This is a genomic window from Streptomyces sp. NPDC054047, from assembly GCF_055585065.1.
Window position 1 is genome coordinate 227,898 of the sequence record NZ_JBVJKV010000010.1, and the last position, 19,332, is coordinate 247,229.

The 19,332-nt window shown below is 69.8% G+C and carries 18 protein-coding genes and 1 pseudogene; 11 read left to right on the forward strand and 8 right to left on the reverse strand.

Annotation, left to right across the window (positions count from 1 at the left end):
• Positions 1-105 precede the first annotated feature (105 nt).
• Positions 106-663, forward strand: a complete 558-nt coding sequence (locus ACZ6ZP_RS31715; RefSeq protein WP_351165709.1) for a TetR/AcrR family transcriptional regulator — start codon at positions 106-108, stop codon at positions 661-663.
• 124 nt (positions 664-787) lie between these two features.
• Here the strand turns inward: ACZ6ZP_RS31715 and ACZ6ZP_RS31720 are convergent.
• Positions 788-1,351, reverse strand: a pseudogene (locus ACZ6ZP_RS31720) (peptidoglycan DD-metalloendopeptidase family protein); the annotation flags it as partial.
• A 281-nt stretch (positions 1,352-1,632) separates the two neighbouring features.
• Here ACZ6ZP_RS31720 and rpsB point away from each other — a divergent pair.
• The 5 genes from rpsB (at position 1,633) to ACZ6ZP_RS31745 (ending at position 6,243) form a co-directional block, all read left to right on the forward strand.
• Entirely contained in the window at positions 1,633-2,568 is a 936-nt protein-coding gene (gene rpsB, locus ACZ6ZP_RS31725) for a 30S ribosomal protein S2 (protein WP_351165423.1), read from the forward strand.
• 93 nt (positions 2,569-2,661) lie between these two features.
• Positions 2,662-3,498: a translation elongation factor Ts gene (tsf, locus tag ACZ6ZP_RS31730; protein WP_351165425.1), complete on the forward strand. Its 837-nt coding sequence runs from the start codon at positions 2,662-2,664 to the stop codon at positions 3,496-3,498.
• A gap of 186 nt (positions 3,499-3,684) precedes the next feature.
• Positions 3,685-4,446 carry a UMP kinase gene (gene pyrH, locus ACZ6ZP_RS31735; RefSeq protein WP_351165427.1) on the forward strand — a complete coding sequence of 254 codons (762 nt, stop codon included), beginning with the start codon at positions 3,685-3,687 and terminating at the stop codon, positions 4,444-4,446.
• A gap of 150 nt (positions 4,447-4,596) precedes the next feature.
• Positions 4,597-5,154: a ribosome recycling factor gene (gene frr / locus ACZ6ZP_RS31740; RefSeq protein WP_351165429.1), complete on the forward strand. Its 558-nt coding sequence runs from the start codon at positions 4,597-4,599 to the stop codon at positions 5,152-5,154.
• A gap of 33 nt (positions 5,155-5,187) precedes the next feature.
• Complete coding sequence (locus tag ACZ6ZP_RS31745) at positions 5,188-6,243, forward strand: phosphatidate cytidylyltransferase (RefSeq protein ID WP_469409265.1); 1,056 nt, start codon at positions 5,188-5,190, stop codon at positions 6,241-6,243.
• Between the two features lie 76 nt (positions 6,244-6,319).
• On the opposite strand, the gene ACZ6ZP_RS31750 is transcribed toward ACZ6ZP_RS31745, so the two are convergent.
• Entirely contained in the window at positions 6,320-6,475 is a 156-nt protein-coding gene (locus ACZ6ZP_RS31750; protein WP_361465314.1) for a hypothetical protein, read from the reverse strand.
• A gap of 122 nt (positions 6,476-6,597) precedes the next feature.
• Here ACZ6ZP_RS31750 and rlmN point away from each other — a divergent pair, with 122 nt between their 5' ends.
• The 4 genes from rlmN to ACZ6ZP_RS31770 all read left to right on the forward strand — a co-directional run bounded on the left by rlmN (position 6,598) and on the right by ACZ6ZP_RS31770 (position 11,812).
• A complete protein-coding gene (gene rlmN, locus ACZ6ZP_RS31755; protein ID WP_351165436.1) occupies positions 6,598-7,704 on the forward strand; it encodes a dual-specificity RNA methyltransferase RlmN in 1,107 nt (368 codons plus the stop codon).
• Between the two features lie 258 nt (positions 7,705-7,962).
• Positions 7,963-9,066 (forward strand): thiamine ABC transporter substrate-binding protein, encoded by a 1,104-nt coding sequence (locus ACZ6ZP_RS31760; protein ID WP_399979767.1) that lies wholly within the window; start codon positions 7,963-7,965, stop codon positions 9,064-9,066.
• A gap of 95 nt (positions 9,067-9,161) precedes the next feature.
• Positions 9,162-10,772 (forward strand): ABC transporter permease, encoded by a 1,611-nt coding sequence (locus ACZ6ZP_RS31765; protein WP_351165439.1) that lies wholly within the window; start codon positions 9,162-9,164, stop codon positions 10,770-10,772.
• 11 nt (positions 10,773-10,783) lie between these two features.
• Positions 10,784-11,812 (forward strand): ABC transporter ATP-binding protein, encoded by a 1,029-nt coding sequence (locus ACZ6ZP_RS31770; RefSeq protein WP_351165713.1) that lies wholly within the window; start codon positions 10,784-10,786, stop codon positions 11,810-11,812.
• Between the two features lie 43 nt (positions 11,813-11,855).
• On the opposite strand, the gene ACZ6ZP_RS31775 is transcribed toward ACZ6ZP_RS31770, so the two are convergent.
• The 6 genes from ACZ6ZP_RS31775 to ACZ6ZP_RS31800 all read right to left on the reverse strand — a co-directional run bounded on the left by ACZ6ZP_RS31775 (position 11,856) and on the right by ACZ6ZP_RS31800 (position 17,685).
• Positions 11,856-13,010, reverse strand: coding sequence for an LOG family protein (locus tag ACZ6ZP_RS31775; protein ID WP_351165441.1), 1,155 nt, complete (start codon positions 13,008-13,010; stop codon positions 11,856-11,858).
• A 49-nt stretch (positions 13,011-13,059) separates the two neighbouring features.
• The gene (locus ACZ6ZP_RS31780; RefSeq protein ID WP_351165444.1) at positions 13,060-13,464 is read right to left on the reverse strand and encodes a VOC family protein; all 405 of its coding nucleotides are present in this window, start codon (positions 13,462-13,464) and stop codon (positions 13,060-13,062) included.
• A gap of 158 nt (positions 13,465-13,622) precedes the next feature.
• The gene (locus tag ACZ6ZP_RS31785) at positions 13,623-14,789 is read right to left on the reverse strand and encodes a hypothetical protein (RefSeq protein WP_351165446.1); all 1,167 of its coding nucleotides are present in this window, start codon (positions 14,787-14,789) and stop codon (positions 13,623-13,625) included.
• On the reverse strand, positions 14,771-15,610 hold the full coding sequence (locus tag ACZ6ZP_RS31790; protein ID WP_351165449.1) for an ABC transporter ATP-binding protein: 840 nt from the start codon (positions 15,608-15,610) through the stop codon (positions 14,771-14,773). The genes ACZ6ZP_RS31785 and ACZ6ZP_RS31790 overlap by 19 nt, the downstream gene beginning before the upstream one ends.
• Positions 15,611-15,808: 198 nt before the next feature.
• Entirely contained in the window at positions 15,809-17,188 is a 1,380-nt protein-coding gene (locus ACZ6ZP_RS31795; RefSeq protein ID WP_351165451.1) for an aspartate aminotransferase family protein, read from the reverse strand.
• Positions 17,173-17,685: an Lrp/AsnC family transcriptional regulator gene (locus ACZ6ZP_RS31800; RefSeq protein WP_351165715.1), complete on the reverse strand. Its 513-nt coding sequence runs from the start codon at positions 17,683-17,685 to the stop codon at positions 17,173-17,175. The genes ACZ6ZP_RS31795 and ACZ6ZP_RS31800 overlap by 16 nt, the downstream gene beginning before the upstream one ends.
• A gap of 161 nt (positions 17,686-17,846) precedes the next feature.
• On the opposite strand from ACZ6ZP_RS31800, the gene ACZ6ZP_RS31805 reads away from it, so the two are divergent.
• The gene (locus tag ACZ6ZP_RS31805; RefSeq protein WP_351165453.1) at positions 17,847-19,286 is read left to right on the forward strand and encodes a gamma-aminobutyraldehyde dehydrogenase; all 1,440 of its coding nucleotides are present in this window, start codon (positions 17,847-17,849) and stop codon (positions 19,284-19,286) included.
• Positions 19,287-19,332 lie beyond the last annotated feature (46 nt).

Below are 19,332 nucleotides of genomic sequence, written 5' to 3' on the forward strand. Positions count from 1 at the left end.
CTGCTCCGTGCGGCACCGGTGTGGGGTTTCGCGGGGTGGATCGACTCCCGTCCTGGCGGTCACGTCCGTAGAGTGGAGGGCGTGCCAAGGATTCGAGCGGCCTCTGTGGCCGAGCACCGGTCGATGCAGCGGGGCGCCCTGTTGGACGCCGCGCGTTCCCTGCTGTCCGAGGGCGGTACGGAGGCGTTGACCTTCCCCGCCCTCGCCGAACGCACGGGGCTCGCGCGGTCCTCCGTGTACGAGTACTTCCGGTCGCGTGCCGCGGTCGTGGAGGAGCTGTGCGAGGTCGACTTCCCCGTCTGGGCCGCCGAGGTCTCGGCGGCGATGGAGGGGGCGGACTCCGCCGAGGGCAAGGTCGAGGCGTATGTCCGGCGGCAGCTGGCGCTGGTCGGGGACCGGCGGCACCGGGCCGTGGTCGCCATCTCGGCCAGCGAGCTGGACGCCGGGGCGAGGGAGAAGATCCGTGCCGCGCACGGGGGTCTGATCGCCATCATCGTCGAGGCGCTCGAGACCCTGGGGCATGAGCAGCCTCGGATGGCCGCGATGCTGCTTCAGGGGATCGTGGACGCCGCGGTGCGGCGGATCGAGCTCGGTGTCGCCGAGGAGCCGACCGCCATCACCGAGGCGGCAGTCGCCATGGCGTTGAGGGGCGTGCGGGGCTGAGGCCCCGGGCATCGGCACCCGGCAGCAGTGCGCTGTGCCCACCTTTCTCCCCGCTCTCGGCTCCGCTCGAGCGGGGCAGGCCCCAACCGCCCTGCGCAGCCCCTGCCCACAGCCGGGGCGCTCGCGGCAGCGGTACATCGATCACCGGCAGCAAGCGGGACGCCCCGCGCCGCAGCAGCCACGGCGGCAGCAGCGACAGGGGGTCCAGGTATGTGTCGGCCCTCAGCAGGCCCCAGTGGAGGCAGCTGCTCGGGCAGTGCGCCGTAGGGAGTTCCAGGACCCCCAGCGCCTCGCCCGCCGTCACCTCGGCACCCTTCTCGACCGTGGCCCGCACCGGCTCGTACGTCGTGCGCAGGGGCGGATCCCCCGTGCCCGCAAGCTCCACGGCGATCACCCCGCGGCCCGCCACCCGGCCCGCGAAGGAGACCCTCCCCGCGGCCGCCGCCCGGACCACGGCGCCCGGCGGCGCCGCGAGATCCACACCCCGGTGGCCCCGGCCGTACTCCGTCGCCGGCGGCTCCCACCCCCGTACGACGGGCGGCCGCACCCCCACGGGCCACGCACCGCCCACCTTCGGCACCGGCTCCCCGGCGGCACGCACACCCGCCCCCGCGGGCAGCGCCAGCGCAGTGATCAGCGCCACGGTCAACAGCACCAGACAACTCAGCTCTCGTCGCATGTGAGACATGCCAGAACCGTCCCCCGCCCGGCCCCTCGGCGGGGATCATGGCGCGGATCTGTGGATGACCAGCCGGTTGTGGACAGCGGCGTCACCCGCTGCCCCGCGGGTCCCGTACACTTCTTGTGGCGATCCGGGTCACCGGGTCGACTTCGCACGCCCCGACACCAGGCCATGAAAAGCCAGGTGCCAGCGCCTCTCGGTCCTTTGTGGCACGGCGCATCGCGGGCGTCAGGCGCGACCGCCATCCGGCGGACGCGGCACAACCGAGAACACCAAGGAGTACGGCCATGGCCGTCGTCACGATGCGGGAGCTGCTGGAAAGCGGCGTCCACTTCGGTCACCAGACCCGTCGTTGGAACCCGAAGATGAAGCGCTTCATCTTCACGGAGCGCAACGGCATCTACATCATCGACCTGCTCCAGTCGCTGTCGTACATCGACCGCGCCTACGAGTTCGTCAAGGAGACCGTCGCCCACGGCGGCACGGTCATGTTCGTCGGCACGAAGAAGCAGGCGCAGGAGGCCATCGCCGAGCAGGCGACCCGCGTCGGCATGCCCTACGTGAACCAGCGCTGGCTGGGCGGCATGCTCACCAACTTCTCGACCGTCTACAAGCGTCTGCAGCGCCTCAAGGAGCTCGAGCAGATCGACTTCGACGACGTCGCCGCGTCGGGTCTCACCAAGAAGGAGCTTCTCGTGCTCTCGCGCGAGAAGGCCAAGCTGGAGAAGACCCTCGGTGGTATCCGCGAGATGTCCAAGGTGCCCAGCGCCGTCTGGATCGTGGACACCAAGAAGGAGCACATCGCGGTCGGTGAGGCCCGGAAGCTCAACATTCCGGTCGTCGCCATCCTCGACACCAACTGCGACCCCGACGAGGTCGACTACAAGATCCCGGGCAACGACGACGCGATCCGCTCCGTCACCCTGCTCACCCGCGTGATCGCCGACGCCGTCGCCGAGGGCCTCATCTCCCGTTCCGGCGTGGCCACGGGCGACCAGAAGCCGGGCGAGAAGGCCGCCGGCGAGCCGCTCGCCGAGTGGGAGCGCGACCTGCTCGAGGGCGAGAAGAAGGCCGACGAGCCCAAGGCCGACGAGCCGAAGGCCGAAGAGGCCGAGGTTCAGAAGTCCGCCGAGACGGAGAAGGCCGCCGACGCCGAGCAGGCCGAGGCCCCCGCCGAGGTTGCCGCCGCTGAGGCCCCCGCCGCGGAGACCGAGCAGGCCTGACCTTCACAGGTTCGGTAGTTGACGGCGGGGGCCTTCAGGCCCCCGCCGTTCACCCGTAGATCTTTCAGACCTCCGAAAGAGAATTTCAGGATCATGGCGAACTACACCGCCGCTGACGTCAAGAAGCTCCGCGAGCTCACGGGCGCCGGCATGATGGACTGCAAGAAGGCGCTCGACGAGGCTGACGGCAGCGTCGACAAGGCCGTCGAGGCCCTGCGCATCAAGGGCCAGAAGGGCGTCGCCAAGCGCGAGGGCCGTTCCGCCGAGAACGGCGCCGTGGTCTCCCTCATCGCCGACGACAACACCTCCGGTGTCATCGTCGAGCTGAAGTGCGAGACGGACTTCGTCGCCAAGGGCGACAAGTTCCAGGCCGTCGCGAACTCGCTGGCCGCGCACATCGCCAAGACGTCCCCGGCCGACCTCCAGGCGCTGCTGGCGTCCGAGATCGAGGCCGGCAAGACCGTCCAGGCGTACGTCGACGAGGCCAACGCGACCCTCGGCGAAAAGATCGTCCTGGACCGCTTCGCCCAGTTCGCGGGCACGTACGTCACCGCGTACATGCACCGCACCATGCCCGACCTGCCCCCGCAGATCGGTGTCCTGGTCGAGCTGGACAAGGCCGACGCCGACCTCGCCAAGGGCATCGCGCAGCACATCGCCGCCTTCGCGCCGAAGTACCTCTCCCGTGAGGACGTTCCGGCCGAGGTCGTCGAGTCCGAGCGCCGCGTCGCCGAGGAGACCACCCGCGCCGAGGGCAAGCCCGAGGCCGCGCTGCCCAAGATCGTCGAGGGTCGCGTCAACGGCTTCTTCAAGGAGGCCACCCTCCTCGGTCAGCCGTACGCGCTCGACAACAAGAAGTCCGTCCAGAAGGTCCTGGACGAGGCCGGTGTCACCCTGAAGCGCTTCTCGCGCATCAAGGTCGGCATCTGAGTCCGTACCGCGATCGACGGTAGACCCCGCTAGGGTCGACAGCGGTCGCCCGCGTACCCCACGCAGTACGCGACGTACGACCGCAGATCTGACGAGGAGGCCATTGCCGAGCATGGGATGCGAACAACACCCCACCGGCAGTGGCCTTCTTCGTATGTGCGCCGAGCAAAAAGAAGCGAGAACTCCATGACCACCAAGGCCGACACAAACAGTGGCGACGATAAAGTCCCCGGTCGTTTCCTGCTGAAGCTCTCCGGTGAGGCATTCGCCGGCGGGGGCGGCCTTGGCGTCGACCCCGACGTGGTGCACGCGATCGCCAAGGAGATCGCCGCGGTCGTCCGCGACGGTGCCCAGATCGCGGCCGTCATCGGCGGCGGCAACTTCTTCCGCGGCGCCGAGCTCCAGCAGCGCGGCATGGACCGGGCGCGCTCCGACTACATGGGCATGCTCGGCACCGTCATGAACTGCCTGGCGCTGCAGGACTTCCTGGAGAAGGAAGGCATCGAGTGCCGCGTGCAGACCGCCATCACCATGGGCCAGGTCGCGGAGCCGTACATCCCGCTGCGCGCCGTACGGCACCTGGAGAAGGGCCGTGTGGTCATCTTCGGAGCCGGTATGGGCATGCCGTACTTCTCCACTGACACCACCGCGGCGCAGCGCGCCCTGGAGATCGATGCCGAGGCCCTGCTCATGGGCAAGAACGGCGTCGACGGGGTCTACGACTCCGACCCCAAGACCAACCCGGACGCGGTGAAGTACGACGCGCTCGGCTACGGCGAGGTCATCACGCGCGACCTGAAGGTCGCCGACATGACCGCGATCACCCTGTGCCGCGACAACAAGCTGCCCATCCTCGTCTTCGAGTTGCTGTCCACCGGCAATATCGCCCGTGCCGTCAAGGGTGAGAAGATCGGCACACTCGTGGGCGACGAGGGCACCCGCGCCTGATCTCGGGGACGCCCCTGAGGGATGGACAAAGCCCTGCCGGTCGGACACGGTGCAGGGAAAGAGACGCGACGCAGCCGACGCCCCATGGACTCCCCCTACTTCACCGTGTGGGGGCGCCCGCAGCCCACTCACAACACGCAGGAGCAAGTGGTGATCGAAGAGACCCTCCTCGAGGCCGAGGAGAAGATGGAGAAGGCCGTCGTGGTCGCCAAGGAGGACTTCGCCGCGATTCGCACAGGCCGTGCGCACCCGGCGATGTTCAACAAGATCGTGGCTGACTACTACGGCGCCCTTACGCCGATCAATCAGCTGGCCTCGTTCTCGGTGCCCGAGCCGCGGATGGCCGTGGTGACCCCGTTCGACAAGAGCGCGCTGCGCAACATCGAGCAGGCGATCCGCGACTCCGACCTCGGCGTCAACCCCAGCAATGATGGCAACATCATCCGGGTGACGTTCCCCGAGCTGACGCAGGACCGTCGCAAGGAGTACATCAAGGTCGCCAAGACCAAGGCCGAGGACTCCAAGATCTCGATCCGTTCCATCCGCCGCAAGGCCAAGGAATCGATCGACAAGGCGATCAAGGACGGCGACATCGGCGAGGACGAGGGTCGTCGCGCGGAGAAGGAGCTCGACGACACCACCGCGAAGTACGTCGCCCAGGTGGACGAGCTGCTCAAGCACAAGGAAGCCGAGCTGCTCGAGGTCTGAGTGCTCGGGTCTGAGGACTGAGGAATCCGATCCGTGAACGACTCTTCCTGGGGGGCGCCTCCCAGAGCCGGGTACTGGGGGCCGCCCGACCAGGGCCCTGCTCAAGGGGCTGCCCCGGCAGGTCCCGCGTACGATGCGCCTGACGCCCTGTATCCAGCAGAGACGCAGCCCATGCCCATCGTGCCTGACGTGCCTGAAGTACCCCAGGAGCCCATGTCCAGCGCATCACAGCCCGCCCCCGAGGCGCCGCGTGCGCCTCAAGCGCCGCAGAAGAAGAGCGCGGGCCGTGATCTCGGGGCGGCCATAGGAGTCGGCGTGGGGCTCGGCGCGGTGATCATCGCGTCGCTCTTCATCGTGAAGGCCCTCTTCATCGGCGTCATAGCGGTCGCCGTCGTGGTCGGTCTCTGGGAGCTCACCTCGCGGCTCGAGGAGCGCAAGGGCATCAAGGCGCCGCTGGTCCCGCTGGCGGTGGGCGGCGCCGCGATGGTCGTCGCCGGCTACGTCCGCGGGGCCGAGGGTGCCTGGGTGGCCATGGCGCTCACCGCGCTCGCGGTGCTCGTCTGGCGGATGACCGAGCCGCCCGAGGGCTATCTGAAGGACGTCACGGCGGGCGTCTTCGCGGCGTTCTACGTCCCGTTCCTCGCCACGTTCGTGGCGCTGATGCTCACCGCGGACGACGGCGCGATGCGGGTGCTCACGTTCCTGCTCCTGACCGTGGTCAGCGACACCGGGGCGTACGCGATCGGCTGGCGCTTCGGCAAGCACAAGCTGGCCCCGCGCATCAGCCCCGGCAAGACCCGCGAGGGCCTGGTCGGCGCGGTGACGTTCGCGATGGCCGGGGGCGCGCTGTGCATGGAGTTCCTCATCGACGGCGGCACGTGGTGGCAGGGGCTGCTCATCGGCCTCGCGGTCGCCGCGAGCGCCACGCTCGGTGACCTGGGCGAGTCGATGATCAAGCGTGACCTGGGCATCAAGGACATGGGCACGCTGCTTCCCGGCCACGGGGGCATCATGGACCGCCTCGACTCGCTGCTGCCGACCGCTCCGGTGGTGTGGCTGCTGCTCGTCGTCTTCGTAGGGTCCGGCTGACCTGCGTACACGTACGTGAGGGGCTCGTCGTCCAGGGGACGGCGGGCCCCTTTTCGTATGCCCGGCCCGGCGGTCGTCAGCGCCGCCGGGGGAACTTCCATCCGTTCCGGCTCAGCTTGAAGAGGATGAACACTCCGCAGAGCACCCACACGCCCAGGAAGGCCCACTTGAACCACGGGGGACCGACCCACTTCTCCGCCAGTTGCACCGATGCCAGACAGTAAGAGGTCATTGCTCACGTGTGCCCGGCGTCCCTCGGAAGGAACACCCGGTCGACGGCCTTGCGCGCACGGGGCGCGTTGCGGGGGACCGTGGCCCGGCTGGACCTCCGGTGTCTGCGACACTGGATGGACCATGCCTGTACCCGGAGAACTCACCTTTGTCGCGCCCCGCGGAGCCAAGAAGCCGCCGCGGCATCTCGCCGACCTCACGCCCGCCGAGCGCAAGGAAGCCGTCGCCGCCGTCGGCGAGAAGCCGTTTCGTGCCAAGCAGCTCTCGCAGCACTACTTCGCGCGGTACGCGCACGACCCGGAGCAGTGGACCGACATCCCCGCCGGTTCGCGCCAGAAGCTGCAGGAGGCGTTGCTTCCCGAGCTGATGTCCGTGGTGCGGCACATCAGCTGTGACGACGACACCACGCGCAAGACGCTGTGGCGGCTCTTCGACGGGACGCTCGTCGAGTCCGTGCTCATGCGCTATCCCGACCGCGTGACGATGTGCATCTCGTCGCAGGCCGGGTGCGGGATGAACTGCCCGTTCTGCGCGACGGGGCAGGCCGGTCTCGACCGGAACCTGTCGACCGCCGAGATCGTGCACCAGATCGTCGACGGGATGCGGGCGCTGCGGGACGGGGAGATTCCCGGGGGCCCGGCGCGGCTGAGCAACATCGTCTTCATGGGGATGGGCGAGCCGCTCGCCAACTACAACCGGGTGACCGGGGCGATCCGAAGGCTCACCGATCCTGAGCCCGACGGTGTGGGGCTCTCGCAGCGTGGGATCACCGTGTCGACCGTCGGGCTCGTGCCCGCCATCCACCGGTTCGCCGACGAGGGCTTCAAGTGCCGCCTCGCCATCTCGCTGCACGCGCCCGACGACGAGCTCCGCGACACCCTCGTACCCGTCAACACGCGGTGGAACGTGCGCGAGGTCCTCGAAGCCGGCTGGGAGTACGCCGCCAAGTCGGGGCGCCGCCTCTCCATCGAGTACGCGCTGATCCGGGACATCAACGACCACGCGTGGCGCGGTGACCGCCTCGGACGGCTGCTCAAGGGCAAGCCCGTGCACGTGAACCTCATCCCGCTGAACCCGACGCCGGGATCGAAGTGGACGGCGTCGCGGCCCGAGGACGAGAAGGCCTTCGTGGATGCCATTGCTGCCCATGGGGTGCCCGTCACGGTGCGTGACACCCGTGGCCAGGAGATCGACGGGGCGTGCGGTCAGCTCGCCGCGTCCGAGCGTTAGTCCGCCGAGGGTTACTCTGGCCGGAACACAACTTCATAGCCGGAACACATCTTCATATTCCGACAGGGGAGCGCCACAGCGCTGAGAGTGCGGCACCAAGGACAGGTTGGCCGCAGACCCTCTGAACCTTGCCCGGGTCATTCCGGGTAGGAAGTTCGGACATCACTCATGCTGTTGCGCCCTGCCCGCGGACCGGTCCCATCCGGTCCGCGGGCAGGGCCGCGTCTCTTCCTGGTCACTCCAGGAGGAATCAATTCAGTGAGCACCACCCAAGTGAGCACCACCAAGAAGGCCACGGTCACCGCCGTCGCGGTCGGCCTCTCGCTCGTCGCGCTCTCCGCGTGCGGCAGCTCGTCGGGCAGCGGCGACAAGGCCGAAGACTCCAAGAGCGTCACGCTTGTCAGCCATGACTCCTTCAACGTCTCCAAGGACGTACTGAAGGCGTTCGAGAAGAGTTCCGGGTACAAGGTCGACGTCCTCAAGGACGGGGACGCCGGCGCCGCCGTCAACAAGGCGATCCTCTCCAAGGACAACCCGCAGGGCGACGTCTTCTTCGGCGTCGACAACACCCTGCTCTCGCGCGCGCTCGACAACGATCTCTTCCAGTCGTACGAGGCCAAGGGCTCGGACCAGGTTCTCCCGCAGTTCCGCGTCGACCAGGACAAGCACCGGGTCACGCCGGTCGACAGCGGCGACATCTGCGTCAACTACGACAAGAAGTATTTCGCCGACAAGAAGCTCGCGCCGCCGAAGTCCTTCGCGGACCTGACCAAGCCCGCCTACAAGAACCTGCTGGTCACCGAGAACGCCGCGACCTCCTCGCCCGGCCTCGGCTTCCTGCTGGGCACGGCCGCCGAGTACGGCGACGACGGCTGGCAGGGCTACTGGAAGAAGCTCAAGGACAACGGCGTCAAGGTCGTCGACGGCTGGGAGCAGGCCTACAACGAGGAGTTCTCCGGCTCCGCGGGCGGCAAGAAGGCCAAGGGCGACCGTCCTCTCGTCGTCTCGTACGCCTCGTCCCCGCCCGTCGAGGTGCTCTACGCGAAGCCGCAGCCCAAGGAGGCGCCGACCGGCGTCGCCACGGGCACCTGCTTCCGGCAGGTCGAGTACGCGGGGCTGCTCGGCAACGCCAAGAACGAGAAGGGCGGCAAGGCGCTGCTCGACTTCCTGCTCAGCAGCGAGTTCCAGAACGACATGCCGCTGAACATGTTCGTGAACCCGGTGCGGAAGAACTCCGAGGTGCCCGAGCTGTTCGCCGAGCACGGCGTGACGATCGCCGAGCCGGAGACCCTGGCGCCGAAGAAGATCGCCGACAACCGCGAGCAGTGGGTCAAGTCGTGGACCTCGCTCGTACTGAAGTAGGCAAGCCCCGCGAGGGCAAGCTTCGTAAGGGGAAGTCCCCTCGGGGCAAGTCCCCTCAGGGGCTTGCGCGCGGGGGCGCGGCGCGGCTCGGTCTGATGGCCGTGCCCGTCGCGTTCTTCGCGGTCTTCTTCGCCTATCCGGTCGCCGCGATCGTCGCGCGCGGCCTGAAGGTGGGCGGGCAGTGGCAGTTCGGGCGGATCGCGGACGTCGTCGGGCAGTCGGACGTGCGGCACGTGCTGTGGTTCACCACCTGGCAGGCGCTCGCGTCGACCGCACTCACGCTGCTCATCGCGCTCCCCGGCGCGTACGTCTTCGCGCGCTTCGAGTTCAGGGGCAAGCAGATCCTGCGGGCCGTCGTCACGGTGCCGTTCGTGCTGCCGACGGTCGTCGTCGGGACCGCGTTCCTGGCGTTGCTCGGCCGGGGCGGGCTGCTGGACGAGATGTGGGGCGTGCGGCTCGACACCACCGTGTGGGCGATCCTGCTCGCGCACGTCTTCTTCAACTACGCCGTCGTCGTCCGCACGGTCGGCGGGCTCTGGTCGCAGCTCGATCCGCGCCAGGAGGAGGCCGCGCGCATGCTCGGCGCCTCGCGCTGGACGGCCTGGCGGACGGTGACGCTGCCCGCGCTCGGGCCCGCGGTCGCCGCGGCCTCGCTCATGGTCTTCCTGTTCACGTTCACCTCGTTCGGCGTCGTGCAGATCCTCGGCGGGCCCGCGTACTCCACGCTGGAAGTCGAGATCTACCGGCAGACCGCCCAGCTCCTGGACCTGCCGACGGCCGCCGTCCTGACCATCGTGCAGTTCGCTGCGGTCGGCCTGATCCTCGCCGTGCACGCGTGGACCGTGCGGCGGCGGGAGACCGCCCTGAAGCTGGTCGACGCCTCCGCGGTCGCGCGGGCGCCGCGCGGGGCGGGGCAGTGGACGCTGCTCGGCGGGGTCATGGTCACCATCGCCGTGCTGATCCTGCTGCCGCTCGGGGTGCTGATCGAGCGGTCATTCAGTGGCCCCGACGGCTACGGCTTCACCTACTACAGGGAGCTGACATCGGCGGACGGCGGGGCCTTCCTCGTGCCGCCGATCGAGGCCGTCTGGAATTCGCTCCAGTACGCGCTCGCCGCCACCGCCATCGCCCTGGTGATCGGCGGGCTCGCGGCGGCGGCGCTCACGCGGAAGGCCGGTCGCCTGGTGCGCGGTTTCGACGCGCTGTTGATGCTGCCGCTCGGGGTGTCCGCGGTGACGGTCGGCTTCGGGTTCCTGATCACGCTGGACAAGCCGCCGCTCGACCTGCGCTCCACCTGGATTCTGGTGCCGCTCGCGCAGGCTCTGGTGGGCGTGCCCTTCGTCGTACGCACCATGCTTCCCGTCCTGCGCGCGGTGGACGGACGCCTGCGCGAGGCGGCGGCCGTGCTCGGGGCCTCGCCGCTGCGGGCCTGGCGGGAGGTCGACCTGCCGATGGTGCGGCGGGCGCTGCTCATCGCCGCCGGATTCGCCTTCGCCGTGTCCCTGGGGGAGTTCGGCGCGACCGTGTTCATCGCGAGGCCGGACAATCCGACGCTCCCGGTCGCCGTGGCGCGGCTGCTGGGGCGGGCCGGGGAGCTCAACTACGGGCAGGCGATGGCACTTTCGACGATCTTGATGGTGGTGTGCGCGGTGTCGCTGCTGCTGCTCGAACGGCTCCGTACCGACCGCACGACTGGGGAGTTCTGATGAGTGTGGGCGTGGGTCCGGGCCTGCTGACGTTGGCGGACGCGACCGTGCGGTTCGGGTCGCGGGCCGTGCTCGACCGGGTCGGGCTCGCGGTCGGGGAGCACGAGATCGTGTGCGTGCTCGGGCCCAGCGGCAGCGGCAAGTCGACGCTGCTGCGCGCGGTCGCCGGGCTCCAGGAGCTCGACGCCGGACAGGTCCTGCTCGATGGCCGCGATCAGCGGGGCGTGCCCGCGCACAAGCGGGGGGTGGGCCTGATGTTCCAGGACCACCAGCTGTTCCCGCAGCGCGACGTGGCGGGCAATGTCGCCTTCGGGCTGCGGATGCACGGGGCGTCGCGGGGCGAACAGGCCAACCGCGTGGCCGAGTTGCTCGAACTGGTGGGGCTGCCGGGTGCGCAGCGCCGCGCCGTCGCCTCGCTCTCGGGCGGCGAGCAGCAGCGGGTGGCCCTGGCGCGGGCGCTCGCGCCGAGGCCGCGCCTGCTCATGCTCGACGAGCCGCTCGGTCAGCTCGACCGGTCGCTGCGGGAGCGGCTTGTCGTCGAACTCCGTGAACTCTTCGACGAGTTGGGTACGACGGTGCTCGCGGTCACGCACGACCAGGGCGAGGCCTTCGCGCTCGCGGACCGGGTCGTGGTGATGCGGGAGGGGCGGATCGCCCAGTCCGGTACGCCACTTGAGGTCTGGCGGAACCCGGCGGACGAGTTCGTGGCGCGGTTCCTCGGCTTCGACAACGTCGTCGACGCCACGGTCGTCGGTGACGTGGCGGACACCGTGTGGGGCAAGGTGCCGGTGCCTGAGGACGCGGTGGACGGCCGGTGCCGGCTGCTGGTGCGGCCCGCAGGGGTGCGGCTGGTCCCCGCCGACGAGGGGCTGCCGTGCGCGGTGACGGCGCGCACCTTCCGGGGCACGCACGTCGCCGTTCATCTGGAGCCACGGGTGGGGCCGCGGCTCGAGGCGGCCTGTGCGCTGCGGGACGCGCCTGGGGTGGGGGACACCGTGGGGGTTGCGTTCGACGCCGGGGATGTCGTGGTGCTGGGCTGATCCCCGCCCTCCGGGGGCCCGCCCCGGAATCCGTACGGGGTGCTCAGAAGCCGTACGGGCTGAAGCCCCGCAGGACGTCGGGGGCCTCCTCCACCCTGTCCACCAAGGCGATCTTCGACTCCATGGAACGCCCGCGCGCCAGCGCCTGAAGCAGTGGCCACGCCGGGAGGCGGTCCGTCCAGTGCTCCCGGTTCACCAGGATCATCGGGGCCGGTTCGCCGCGGGACTCGTAGTAGTTCGGCGTAGCCGCGTCGAAGATCTCCTGGAGCGTGCCCGCCGCGCCGGGGAGGAAGATCACGCCCGCGTTCGAGCGGGCGAGCAGTCCGTCCTCGCGGGTGGCGTTGGCGAAGTACTTGGCCAGGTGGGTGGCGAAGGCGTTCGGCGGCTCGTGGCCGTAGAACCAGGTGGGGATGCCCACCGAGGCGCCGCCGGACGGCCAGCGCTCGCGGACGTCGAAGGCGGCCCGCGCCCACTCGGTGATCGACGGCGTGAAGGAGGGTGCCTTGGCGAGGAGTTCGAGCGCCTCGTCCAGCATCTCGTCGCGGAAGACCGACGCGTACGCGCCCAGGTTCGCCGCCTCCATCGCGCCGGGGCCGCCGCCCGTGGCGACCGTGAACCCGGCGCGGGCCAGCGAGCGGCCGAGCCGGGCTGCGCCCTCGTACGCGTCCGTGCCGCGGGCCATCGCGTGGCCGCCCATGACGCCCACCACCCGCGCGCTGACGAGCAGTTCGTCGAGGGCGTCCGAGACCGAGTCGTCGTGGATCGCGCGGAGCATCGAGGAGAAGACGTCGCCGTCGGCCTTGGTCTCCTGGAACCAGGCGTACGCGCGGGCGTCCGGAGTCGCCTCGTACCCGCCCTCGGAGAGTCCCGCGAACAGTTCGTCGGGCGTGTAGAGAAGACCGCGGTACGGGTCGAACGGCAGGCCGGGGACGGGCGGGAACACCAGTGCCCCGGCGGTCCGCATCGCGTCCACCGCGCTCTGCTCCATGGCGCAGCCGAGGAAGACAGCGCCCGTGGCGTCGCAGGCCGTCAACGCGGTCGTACGCGCCGTCAGGTCTATCGCCTGGACGCGGCACCCGGCGAGGGAGCCGCCCGCGGCGATCTCGTCGAACTCCTCCAGCGACTCGATCTCGCGGTCGCCGCCCGGGAGTCGGGGTGAGGGCCTGGGGGCGGATGCGGGTTCGGGAGTCGGCTGCATCCGCCCATGCTAAGCAGGCCGGGTGGGGCGGTGGGCGCCGGGCGGGCCGTCAGCCCTGGACCGCGGACTCGTCCATCCACATGATTTCCCAGGTGTGGCCGTCCAGGTCGTCGAACGCGCGGCCGTACATCATGCCGAAGTCCTGCGTCTTGCCCTCCGTGGCACCGGCGGCCACGGCCTTGTCGACCAGCTCGTCGACCTTCGCGCGGCTCTCGGCGCTCAGACAGAGCAGCGTCTCGCTGGTCGTCGTCGAGTCCGCGATCTCCTTCTTGGTGAAGTCGCGGTAGCGCGGCTTGCTCAGCAGCATCGCGACGATCGTCTCGCTGATCACGACGCAGGCGCAGTCGTCCGTCGAGAACTGCGGGTTGATCGTGTAGCCGAGCTCCGTGAAGAACTTCTTCGAGCTGTCGACGTCGTTCACGGCGAGGTTCACGAAGATCATCTGCTGGTACATGAGGAGTCTCCCGTTTCGGTGAGTTCCGCGAGGCGCGTGCGTCGCGTGCGTGCCGTGCGGTCCGTGCGTTCCGTGTCTTACGGAGGGGTAGACGCACGTTCGACGCAGAACTCATCGCCCGTCGCGAGATTTCTTTCCGCGAGTTCGGCGAGGACCCCTCACCCCGCGAGCGGCGTCGCGGCCAGCTCCGCGACCACCCAGGTCAGCGGCCCGAGCACGGCCACGAGCGTGGCTGCCCGCAGCGCCGCGGTGCCGCGCAGCATCGACACGGGCGCCCCGAGCTGGAGCAGCGCGGACGTCGTGTCCGAGCGCGCGTGCTTGGCCTCGATCGCGGCCGTGGCCAGGGTGAGGACCGCGCAGCCCGCGACCAGCAGCGAGCCGAGCGTGGTCAGCGGGCCGACGTCGGGCCGGGCACCGGAGTAGAGCGTCAGCGCCGCGTACGCCCCGGAGCCCACCGCACAGAGCACCCCGAGCGGCCGCCCGATCCGCCGGGCCTCCTCCTGCAGCCCGCGCCCGGCCAGGAGCCGCATCGCGCCGGGCCTGACCGCCTGGAGGAGGCGCCCGCACAGATAGGTGAGGCCGGGACCCGCGAGCGCGAGGCCGACCGCGGTGAGCGTCCACCCGGCGAGCACGCCCGCGGGGCTGCCGGTCAGACCGCCCGGCATCGTGAGGTCAGAGGCGCCGGGGGAGCGGCTCGCGTACGCCTCGACGGCGAGGCCCGCCGCGAGCAGCGCGATCCCCCAGGGCAGCCCGCTCGGCGGTGCGGCCGGTGCGTCCGGACGCGGCGGCTCGTCCTGCTCCTTGCCCGGCTTCGCGGTCCGTGGCCGCAGCACGGCCGCACCGGCGGCGGAAGCGGTCAGCGGGACCAGGGAGAGCAGGGTGAGCGCCGCGCCGACGGGCAGCGGCTGATCGGCGGCGAGCAGGTCGGCCGCGGCGCCGTCGAACGGCAGGCCCGTCAGATCGCCCCGCAGGTGCAGGAAGAACAGGAGGGCCACCATCGAGCCGAGCGTGCACGCCACGGCCGTGGAGATCGCGGCGAGCACCGTGAGCTTGGCCGGGCCGAGGCCCACCGCGGAGAGCCCGGAGCGCGGCCGGGTCGCCGGGTCGGTGCGCGCGACGGTGACGGCGAAGTACACGGTGGCGGCGATCGGCGCGACGCACCAGGCGAGCCGCAGCAGGGCGCCGCCGGAGGCGTCCGGGTGGCCCATCGCGTACCCCAGCGTGCACAGCAGCAGGAAGCCGGTGCCGGCCGACGCGGCGGCGACGAGCAGCCGGCGCAGCTGGACCAGGGGGTGAGCCCCGCGGGCTAGACGGAGAGCGAGCACGCGGCCCGGCCTTCCGCATCGTCGGAGTCGCCGTCGGCGGCGGAGTCGGAGCCCGGGTCGGAGGCATCAGAGCCGGCCCCCGCAACGGCACCGTCCGCGTCACCGCCCGCCTCCCCGAGGTCGCCCGCCCCTGGCAGGTGCACCGTGTTCACGCGCCGCCCGTCCAGCAGCGTGACGGTGCGGTCGGCGAGGGCGGCGACCTCCGCGTCGTGCGTGGCCAGGACGACCGTGATGCCGTGCGAGCGGGCCGCGGTCGTCAGCGTACGAAGGACGTGGGCGCGGTCGGCGCGGTGCAGCGGCGCCGTCGGCTCGTCGGCGAAGATCACGGACGGCATCGTGACCAGGGCGCGGGCGATGGCGATGCGCTGGCGCTGGGCCTGAAGCAGCGCGTGCGGCCGCTTGCGGGCACAGTCGCCGATGTCGAGGCGGTCGAGCCACTCCTGGGCGGTGGTCTTGGAGACGCGGTGCGTGGCGTCGCGCAGCATCAGCGGCAGCGCGACGTTCTCCCAGGCCGTGAGCTCGGGCACGAGGTGCGGCTCCGGGTCGATCCAGCCGAAGCGGTCGCGGCGCAGGCGCTCACGGACGACCGGCCCCATGGTGTGCACCGGCGTGCTGTTGAACCAGACCTCGCCCTGCTCGGGAAGGAGCTGGCCGGAGAGACAGCGCAGGAGGGTCGTCTTGCCGCTGCCGCGCGGGCCGGTGACGGCGAGGATCTCGCCCTCGCGCACACCCAGTGATACGCCGGTGAGCGCTGGCGAGCCGTTGTGTGTGACGTGCAGGGCGCGTGCCCACAGCACGTCGTTGTCCGGCGGGGCCACCATCACGTACACCTCGGTTCAGATCAGTTTGCCTCCCCCGTACGGGGGAACGAAGGCGGGGCCGATCGGTCACTGGGCACGCTAGGGATCCAGGCCGGGCTGCCTGGAAACGACGCGGCCCGGGGGCACCCGTTCTCACTCGAACGGGCGCCCCCGGGGCCGGTGTTGATCACTCGATCACACCATGGGTCTCCCCATGGCTCAGAGCTTCGTCCACGCCTCCGTGAGGACCTGGCGCAGGATGCCCTCGATCTCGTCGAAGGTCTCCTGGGTGGAGATCAGCGGCGGGGCGAGCTGGACGACCGGGTCGCCACGGTCGTCGGCGCGGCAGTACAGGCCGTTCTCGAAGAGCGCCTTGGAGAGGAAGCCGTACAGGACGCGCTCGGTCTCCTCGTCGTTGAACGTCTCCTTGGTGGCCTTGTCCTTCACGAGCTCGATGCCGTAGAAGAAGCCGTTGCCGCGGACGTCGCCGACGATCGGCAGGTCGTGCAGCTTGCGCAGGGTCTGGTAGAACGCGTCCTCGTTGTCGAGGACGTGCTGGTTGAGACCCTCCTTCTCGAAGATGTCGAGGTTGGCGTTGCCGACCGCGGCCGAGACCGGGTGGCCGCCGAAGGTGTAGCCGTGCAGGAAGGTGTTGTCACCCTTGTAGAACGGCTCGGCGAGCCTGTCCGAGATGATGCAGGCGCCGATCGGGGAGTAGCCCGACGTCATGCCCTTGGCGCAGGTGATCATGTCCGGGACGTAGTCGAACTTGTCACAGGCGAACATCGTGCCGAGGCGGCCGAAGGCGCAGATGACCTCGTCCGAGACGAGCAGCACGTCGTACTTGTCGCAGATCTCGCGCACCCGCTGGAAGTACCCGGGCGGGGGCGGGAAGCAGCCACCGGCGTTCTGCACCGGCTCCAGGAACACGGCGGCGACCGTCTCGGGACCCTCGAAGAGGATCTCCTGCTCGATCTGGTCGGCGGCCCAGCGGCCGAAGGCCACCGGGTCGTCGCCGTGGATCGGGGCGCGGTAGATGTTCGTGTTCGGCACCTTGTGCGCGCCCGGGACGAGCGGCTCGAAGGGGGCCTTGAGCGCGGGCAGGCCGGTGATGGACAGGGCGCCCTGCGGGGTGCCGTGGTAGGCGACCGCGCGGGAGATGACCTTGTACTTCTGGTGGTTGCCGGTGAGCTTGTGGTACTGCTTCGCCAGCTTCCACGCGGTCTCGACGGCCTCGCCGCCACCGGTGGTGAAGAAGACCTTGTTCAGGTCGCCCGGCGCGTGGTTCGCGAGGCGCTCGGCGAGCTTGACGGCCTGCGGGTGCGCGTAGCTCCAGATGGGGAAGAAGGCCAGGTCCTGCGCCTGCTTGTACGCCGTCTCGGCGAGCTCGTGACGACCGTGACCGGCGTTGACCACGAACAGGCCGGAGAGGCCGTCGAGGTACTTCTTGCCCTTGTCGTCGTAGATGTAGGTGCCTTCGCCACGCACGATGGTGGGCACGGGTGCGTTCTCGTAGTCCGACATGCGGGTGAAGTGCATCCACAGGTGGTCGTACGCGGTTCGGCTGAGGTCCTTGCTCACGGCTATCGGGTTCCCCACATATAGGTCTGCTTCTTGAGCTTCAGATAGACGAAGCTCTCGGTGGAGCGCACGCCGGGGAGGGCGCGGATGCGCTTGTTGATCACTTCGAGAAGGTGGTCGTCGTCCTCGCAGACGACCTCCACCATCAGGTCGAAGGAGCCCGCGGTCATGACCACGTACTCACACTCGGCCATGGCCGTCAGCGCCTCCGCGACCGGATCCAGATCGCCCTCGACATTGATGCCGACCATCGCCTGACGCCGGAAACCCACGGTGAGCGGGTCCGTGACGGCGACGATCTGCATCACGCCCTGGTCGAGCAGCTTCTGGACGCGTTGCCGCACGGCCGCTTCGGACAGGCCCACGGCCTTGCCGATGGCGGCGTACGGACGGCGTCCGTCCTCCTGAAGCTGTTCGATGATCGCCAGGGAGACGGCGTCGATGGACGAAGAACCGTTCCCTGGTCGGGAACCGCTGGAATCTGCGCTGCGACTGGCCACGACCCCATGGTGCACAGGACTCGACAGTTCCGCAAGGTCAGATCGATGAAATTCGTTGTCTGGAGCTTCGATCGTCACGGATTTCGCAGCTTGGGGGCCCCGGGTATGTTGAAAGCGTCGGTGTACCGACTAGGGTGGGAGTCTCATCCATTGGACATCTGACTGGAGGGCCGGAAGTGACCACCGAGCTGCGCCGTCTGCGTAACTACATCGACGGAGAATTCCGGGACGCCGCCGACGGCCGGACCACCGAGGTGGTCAACCCCGCCAACGGCGAGCCCTACGCCACCGCGCCCCTGTCGGGGCAGGCCGACGTCGACGCCGCCATGGAGGCCGCCGCCGCCGCGTTCCCCGCCTGGCGTGACCTGACGCCGGCCGAGCGCCAGAAGGCCCTGCTGAAGATCGCCGACGCCTTCGAGGAGCGCGCCGAGGAGCTCATCGCGGCCGAGGTCGAGAACACGGGCAAGCCGACCGGCCTGACGCGGTCCGAGGAAATCCCGCCCATGGTCGACCAGATCCGCTTCTTCGCGGGAGCGGCCCGGATGCTCGAAGGCCGCGCGGCCGGCGAGTACATGGAGGGTCTGACCTCCATCATCCGCCGCGAGCCGATCGGCGTCTGCGCGCAGGTCGCGCCGTGGAACTACCCGATGATGATGGGCGTATGGAAGTTCGCCCCGGCGCTCGCCGCGGGCAACACCGTCGTCCTCAAGCCCTCGGACACGACCCCCGCGTCGACCGTCCTGATGGCCGAGATCATCGGCTCCATCGTCCCCAAGGGCGTCTTCAACGTCGTCTGCGGCGACCGTGACACCGGCCGCGCGATGGTCGAGCACAACACCCCGGCGATGGCCTCCATCACCGGCTCGGTGCGCGCCGGCATGCAGGTCGCCGAGTCCGCCTCCAAGGACCTCAAGCGGGTCCACCTGGAGCTGGGCGGCAAGGCGCCGGTCGTCGTCTTCGAGGACGCCGACATCGCCAAGGCCGTCGAGGACATCTCGATGGCGGGCTTCTTCAACGCGGGCCAGGACTGTACGGCCGCCACGCGCGTGCTCGTCCACGAGTCCATCCACGACGAGTTCGTGACCACGCTGGCCAAGGCGGCGGCCGACACGAAGACCGGCCAGCCGGACGACGAGGACGTGCTCTTCGGCCCGCTCAACAACGCCAACCAGCTGAAGCAGGTCTCCGGCTTCATCGACCGCCTTCCGGCGCACGCCAAGGTCGAGGCGGGCGGCCAGCGGGTCGGCGAGAAGGGCTTCTTCTACGCCCCGACCGTCGTCTCGGGCCTCAAGCAGGACGACGAGATCATCCAGAACGAGGTCTTCGGCCCGGTCATCACCGTCCAGTCCTTCACGGACGAGGCGCAGGCCGTGTCGTACGCCAACGGCGTGGAGTACGCCCTGGCCTCCTCGGTCTGGACGCAGAACCACGCGCGGGCGATGCGCATGGCCAAGGTCCTCGACTTCGGCTGCGTCTGGATCAACACGCACATCCCGCTGGTCGCGGAGATGCCGCACGGCGGCTTCAAGAAGTCCGGCTACGGCAAGGACCTTTCCGCGTACGGCTTCGACGACTACACGCGCATCAAGCACGTGATGACGTCGATCGAGGGTTAGTCCTCCCTGGCCCTGGGCTAATTGGGATGCCCGGCCCCGCCGCCCC

Coding starts and splice junctions, on each gene's coding strand:
- rpsB (WP_351165423.1), top strand. CDS start 1,633: ATGGCCGTCGTCACGATGCGGGAGCTGCTGGAAAGCGGCGTCCACTTC.
- rlmN (WP_351165436.1), top strand. CDS start 6,598: ATGCCTGTACCCGGAGAACTCACCTTTGTCGCGCCCCGCGGAGCCAAG.
- pyrH (WP_351165427.1), top strand. CDS start 3,685: ATGACCACCAAGGCCGACACAAACAGTGGCGACGATAAAGTCCCCGGT.
- ACZ6ZP_RS31780 (WP_351165444.1), bottom strand. CDS start 13,464: ATGTACCAGCAGATGATCTTCGTGAACCTCGCCGTGAACGACGTCGAC.
- ACZ6ZP_RS31790 (WP_351165449.1), bottom strand. CDS start 15,610: ATGGTGGCCCCGCCGGACAACGACGTGCTGTGGGCACGCGCCCTGCAC.
- ACZ6ZP_RS31775 (WP_351165441.1), bottom strand. CDS start 13,010: ATGCAGCCGACTCCCGAACCCGCATCCGCCCCCAGGCCCTCACCCCGA.
- tsf (WP_351165425.1), top strand. CDS start 2,662: ATGGCGAACTACACCGCCGCTGACGTCAAGAAGCTCCGCGAGCTCACG.
- ACZ6ZP_RS31765 (WP_351165439.1), top strand. CDS start 9,162: ATGGCCGTGCCCGTCGCGTTCTTCGCGGTCTTCTTCGCCTATCCGGTC.
- ACZ6ZP_RS31750 (WP_361465314.1), bottom strand. CDS start 6,475: ATGACCTCTTACTGTCTGGCATCGGTGCAACTGGCGGAGAAGTGGGTC.